The 4,826-nt window shown below is 70.1% G+C and carries 5 protein-coding genes; 3 read left to right on the top strand and 2 right to left on the bottom strand.

Annotation, left to right across the window (positions count from 1 at the left end; genetic code table 11):
* A partial coding sequence (locus A9X05_RS03715; RefSeq protein ID WP_067779247.1) for a nitronate monooxygenase occupies positions 1-799 on the bottom strand: 799 nt, incomplete at its 3' end.
* A gap of 115 nt (positions 800-914) precedes the next feature.
* Here A9X05_RS03715 and A9X05_RS03710 point away from each other — a divergent pair.
* Positions 915-1,355 (top strand): SPW repeat protein, encoded by a 441-nt coding sequence (locus tag A9X05_RS03710; protein ID WP_067779239.1) that lies wholly within the window; start codon positions 915-917, stop codon positions 1,353-1,355.
* A 34-nt stretch (positions 1,356-1,389) separates the two neighbouring features.
* Here A9X05_RS03710 and ilvD read toward each other — a convergent pair whose 3' ends face one another.
* Complete coding sequence (gene ilvD / locus A9X05_RS03705) at positions 1,390-3,105, bottom strand: dihydroxy-acid dehydratase (RefSeq protein ID WP_067779238.1); 1,716 nt, start codon at positions 3,103-3,105, stop codon at positions 1,390-1,392.
* 128 nt (positions 3,106-3,233) lie between these two features.
* Here ilvD and A9X05_RS03700 point away from each other — a divergent pair, with 128 nt between their 5' ends.
* Both A9X05_RS03700 and A9X05_RS03695 read left to right on the top strand, forming a co-directional pair.
* A complete protein-coding gene (locus tag A9X05_RS03700) occupies positions 3,234-3,524 on the top strand; it encodes a metal-sensitive transcriptional regulator (protein ID WP_007167284.1) in 291 nt (96 codons plus the stop codon).
* Positions 3,525-3,658: 134 nt separating this feature from the next.
* A partial coding sequence (locus A9X05_RS03695; RefSeq protein WP_067779250.1) for an MFS transporter occupies positions 3,659-4,826 on the top strand: 1,168 nt, incomplete at its 3' end.

Genomic DNA, 4,826 nt, shown 5'->3' with positions numbered 1-4,826 from the left:
AGTAGCCCAGCACGGCCATCGGGCGGCTCACCGCATTGATGGCAGCGGGCAACGGCTTCGCCCTGCCGTCGGCGCGGCACCAGCGCCGCGTCGCCGCGTTGGGCACGACGCGATGGCGCAGCGGCCAGCTCAGGCCGAACAGGTTGGTCTCGATCGTCGTGTCCGCGTTGGCAACTCGGCGCTGATACTCCCGGTTGGCGTTCGCCTCGTGCGTCATCAGGAAGCGCGTTCCCGCGACCACGCCGCTGGCGCCCGCGGCCAGGGCGGCGCTGGTGTCGGCACCGGTGGCGATGCCGCCGGCGAGAAACACCGGGCGGTGGCCCGCGACGGCCAGCGCCTGGGGCAGGAATTGCAGCGCCGGCACGGTTCCGACGAGGTGGCCACCGGCCTCGCGCCCCTGAGCGATCAAACCGTCGGCGCCCCAACCGATAGCGGCGCGGGCCTGCCCCGGGGTGCCGACCATCACGAAGACGAAGATGCCGGCGTCGCGCAGGTGTCGTACCAGCCCCCGCTTCTCGCCGAAGGCCAGCACGACGGCGTCGACTCCGGCGTCGACGCAGGCCGTGATGTGCCCGCGATGAACGAAGTGCAGCAACAGGTTTACCGCGACCGCGCGGCCCGGCGTCCGCTCGCGCACCTCATCGATGGACGCGCGCAGCCGGCGCGGCGTGGCGATACCCAGGGTGCCCAGGCCGCCCGCCTCGGCGACCGCGGCGGCCAGCGCGGCACCCGCCAGACCGCCGCCCATGCCGGCCTGCGCGACCGGAACGTCCAGGCGCAGGCGGTCCGCGATGTCCACGCCTCACGACGCTACGCGGGTGGTCGAATCGGACCGTGATCGGGCGTAATCTTGACGGCAGATGGATGGGTGCAGACAGCTCAAAAGGCTTGCTGCATAACAGAAAGGTCACAAAATGAGTACAGTCCATTCATCAATCGATCACCACCCCGACTTGTTGGCCCTGCGCGCGAATTACGACCGCGTCGCCGAGTCGATGAGTGCGCACGTCACCTTCGGGCTGGCGCTGCTGACGGGCCTGTATGTGGCCGCGTCACCGTGGCTGGTGGGTTTCAGCGCCACGGGATCGCTTGCCACGTCGAACCTGATCGCCGGGGTCGCCGCGGCGTTCTTGGCGTACGGGTTCGCAACGGCGCTCGACCGTGCACACGGGTTGACCTGGACGATGCCGGTGCTCGGCATGTGGGTCATCGCGTCCCTGTGGATCCTGCCGGGCGTCACGCTGACCACCGGCATGACGTGGTCGAACGTGATCGCGGGTGCGTTGCTGACCCTGTTGGGCCTCAACGCCACCTACTTCGGCAGGCGCACACGCGCGGCGGCCACCCACGCATAGCATCCAAACCCGTTGAGCGAGGCGGCGATCGGGGCTAGCCGCAGACCGCACCGTTCGCCGCCGTGCTCACCAGCTTGACGTACTTGGCCAGTACGCCCGTCTTGTAGCGCGGCGGGGGAGGGGTGAAACCCTTTCGCCGGGAATCGAATTCGCTCCCGTCGACCAGCACGTCCAGCACGCGGTTCGCGACGTCCAGGCGGATCGGGTCGCCGTCGCGCAGGAAGGCGATTGGCCCGGCGTCGACCGCCTCCGGCGCGATGTGCCCCACGCACAGGCCGGTCGTCCCGCCCGAGAACCGGCCGTCGGTCAGCAGTAGCACGTCTTTACCCAGGCCGGCGCCCTTGATGGCGCCGGTGATGGCGAGCATCTCGCGCATCCCCGGACCGCCCTTGGGACCCTCGTACCGGATCACCACGGCGTCGCCCTTGGTGATCGTCCCGTCCTCCAGGGCATCCAGCGCGGCCCGCTCACCGTCGAAAACCCTTGCCGTGCCCTCGAACACGTCAGAGTCGAAGCCGGCCGACTTGACCACCGCGCCCTCGGGCGCCAGCGATCCGCGCAGGATGGTGATGCCCCCGGTCGGGTGGATGGGATTGTCCAGCGCCCGCAGCACCTTGCCGTCGGGGTCGGGTGGGTCGATCGCGGCCAGGTTCTCGGCGACGGTCTCGCCCGTCACCGTCAGGCAGTCGCCGTGCAGCAGGCCCGCATCCAACAGCGCCTTCATCGCCACCGGCACGCCGCCGATTTGGTCGACGTGCGACATGACGTGGCGACCGAACGGCTTGACGTCGGCCAGGTGCGGCACTTTCGAACCGATCCGGCTGAAGTCGTCGAGGGACAGCTCCACGTCGGCCTCGTGCGCGATCGCCAGCAGGTGCAGCACGGCGTTGGTGGATCCGCCGAACGCCATCACCACCGCGATCGCGTTCTCGAAGGCCTCCTTGGTCAGGATGTCGCGGGCGGTGATCCCGCGCCGCAGCAACTCGACGACGGCCGCACCGCTGCGGCGGGCGAACCCGTCGCGGCGGTAATCGGTCGCCGGTGGGGCCGCGCTGCCGGGCAGCGACATGCCGAGCGCCTCCGCGGCGCTGGCCATCGTGTTGGCGGTGTACATGCCGCCGCACGCGCCCTCGCTGGGACAGATCGCGCGTTCGATGGCGTCGACGTCCTCCCGGGGCATCAGGCCGCGCGCGCACGCGCCCACCGCCTCGAACGCGTCGATGATGGTGACCTCGCGTTCGGTTCCGTCGGACAGCTTGGCCCGCCCGGGCAGGATCGACCCCGCGTAGAGGAACACCGCCGCCAGGTCCAGGCGCGCGGCGGCCATCAGCATCCCGGGCAGGGACTTGTCGCAGCCGGCCAGCAGCACCGAGCCGTCGAGGCGCTCGGCCTGCATCACGGTCTCGACGCTGTCGGCGATCACCTCGCGCGACACCAGTGAGAAGTGCATGCCCTCGTGGCCCATCGAGATGCCGTCGGACACCGAGATCGTCCCGAACTCCAGCGGGAAGCCGCCGGCCGCGAACACGCCCTCCTTGACCGCCTTGGCGAGCCGGTCCAGCGAGAGGTTGCACGGCGTGATCTCGTTCCACGACGACGCCACCCCGATCTGCGGCTTGGCGAAGTCCTCGTCGCCCATGCCGACCGCCCGCAGCATGCCCCGCGCGGCGGCCTTCTCCAGGCCGTCGGTTACGTCACGGCTGCGCGGTTTGATGTCGGTGACTCCGGACGCATCGCGTGTTGTGGCCATCCTGCAAGTATGCGTGAACAGGCCGGACGGCAAATGTGCGGGTCATACCCGGGCGGGGTATAAAGTGGAATCGTGACGCCGGCCCGGCCACGCGCGGCGGGCGTGGATGGGCAGGGGTGAAGGACAGGATGACGAACGCGCACGGATATTCGCAGCAGAAGGACAACTACGCCAAGCGGCTGCGGCGCATCGAGGGTCAGGTGCGCGGCATCGCGCGGATGATCGAAGAGGACAAGTACTGCATCGACGTCCTCACCCAGATCAGCGCGGTCAACAGCGCGCTGCGTTCGGTCGCCCTGAATTTGCTCGACGAGCACCTCAACCACTGCGTCACCCGCGCCGTGGCCGAGGGCGGCGACGACGCCGACCAGAAGCTCGCCGAGGCCTCCGCCGCCATCGCGCGCCTCGTTCGTTCCTGATTGGTGACCGAGTTGAGACCCGGATTACGGCCCCGATAAGGGAGGAGCCGTAGTTGCGGTCCGTACGGTAAGGCAGTGTGATCGCATTAGGCGCGACAACCCAGGAACTGGGTAGCCCGGCCGATACCGACGCCATGACTGCCGAAACCAATGCTGCCGCCCGAACGTGGACGCCACGGGTCGCGGCCCAGCTTGTGGTGCTGGCGGCGGCGGCCTTTACCTACGTGACCGCCGAGATCCTGCCCGTCGGCGCGCTGCCGGCGATCGCCCGCAACCTGCACGTCAGCCTGGTCCTCGTCGGGACCCTGCTGTCGTGGTACGCCCTGGTCGCGGCGCTGACCACGATTCCGCTGGTGCGCTGGACCGCGCACCTGCCGCGCCGCCGGGTGCTCGTGCTGAGCCTGACCTGCCTGACCGTCTCGCAGATGATCTCGGCGGTGGCCCCCACCTTCGAAGTACTGGCCGCCGGTCGCGTGCTGTGCGCGATCACGCACGGGCTGCTGTGGTCGGTCATCGCGCCGATCGCGACGCGGCTGGTACCGCCGAGCCACGCCGGCCGCGCGACGATGTCGATCTACGTCGGAACCAGCCTGGCGCTGGTGGTCGGTAGCCCGCTGACGGCGGCCATGAGCCTGATGTGGGGCTGGCGCCTGGCGGTGGTGTGTGTGACCGTGGCGGCCGTCATCGTCACGGTGGCCGCGCGGGCGCTGCTGCCGGAGATGGTGCTCACCGAGGACCAGCTGAAGTGCGTGGGCCCCCGGTCCCGCCACCACCGCAACCGCCGGCTGATCATCGTCAGCATCATCACCATGGTCGGCGTGACCGGGCACTTCGTCTCCTACACCTACATCGTGGAGATCATCCGCGAGGTCGTCGGCGTGCGGGGGCCGAACCTGGCATGGGTGCTGGCCGCCTACGGCGTGGCGGGGGTGATAGCCGTCGGCCTGGTGGCGCGGCCGCTGGACCGCAGGCCCAAGGGGGCGATCATCGGGTGCCTGGCCGGTTTGACGGCCGCATTCGTGGTGCTGACCGCGCTGGCACTGGGCGGCCGCCCCGCCGCGGCCGCGGCCCTGATCGGGACGGCCGCGATCGTGCTGTGGGGGGCGATGGCCACCGCCGTGTCGCCGATGATGCAGTCCGCGGCGATGCGCAGCGGCGCCGACGACCCCGACGGGGCGTCGGGGCTCTACGTGACGGCTTTCCAGGTGGGCATCATGGCGGGCGCGCTGGCGGGCGGGCTGCTCTACGAGCGCAGCGTAGTGCTCATGCTGACCGCGTCGGCCGGTTTGATGGCGGCCGCGC

It is taken from the genome of Mycobacterium sp. E3298 (genome assembly GCF_001666895.1).
In the GTDB taxonomy this organism is placed as follows: Bacteria; Actinomycetota; Actinomycetes; order Mycobacteriales; family Mycobacteriaceae; genus Mycobacterium.
The sequence above is the reverse complement of the archived record's forward strand: the minus strand, read 5'-3'. Positions and strand labels throughout refer to the sequence as shown.

What these genes read in the sequence shown, in the direction of transcription:
- A9X05_RS03700 (WP_007167284.1), top strand. Translation starts at nt 3,234, where the DNA reads ATGACGAACGCGCACGGATATTCGCAGCAGAAGGACAACTACGCCAAG.
- A9X05_RS03710 (WP_067779239.1), top strand. Translation starts at nt 915, where the DNA reads ATGAGTACAGTCCATTCATCAATCGATCACCACCCCGACTTGTTGGCC.
- ilvD (WP_067779238.1), bottom strand. Translation starts at nt 3,105, where the DNA reads ATGGCCACAACACGCGATGCGTCCGGAGTCACCGACATCAAACCGCGC.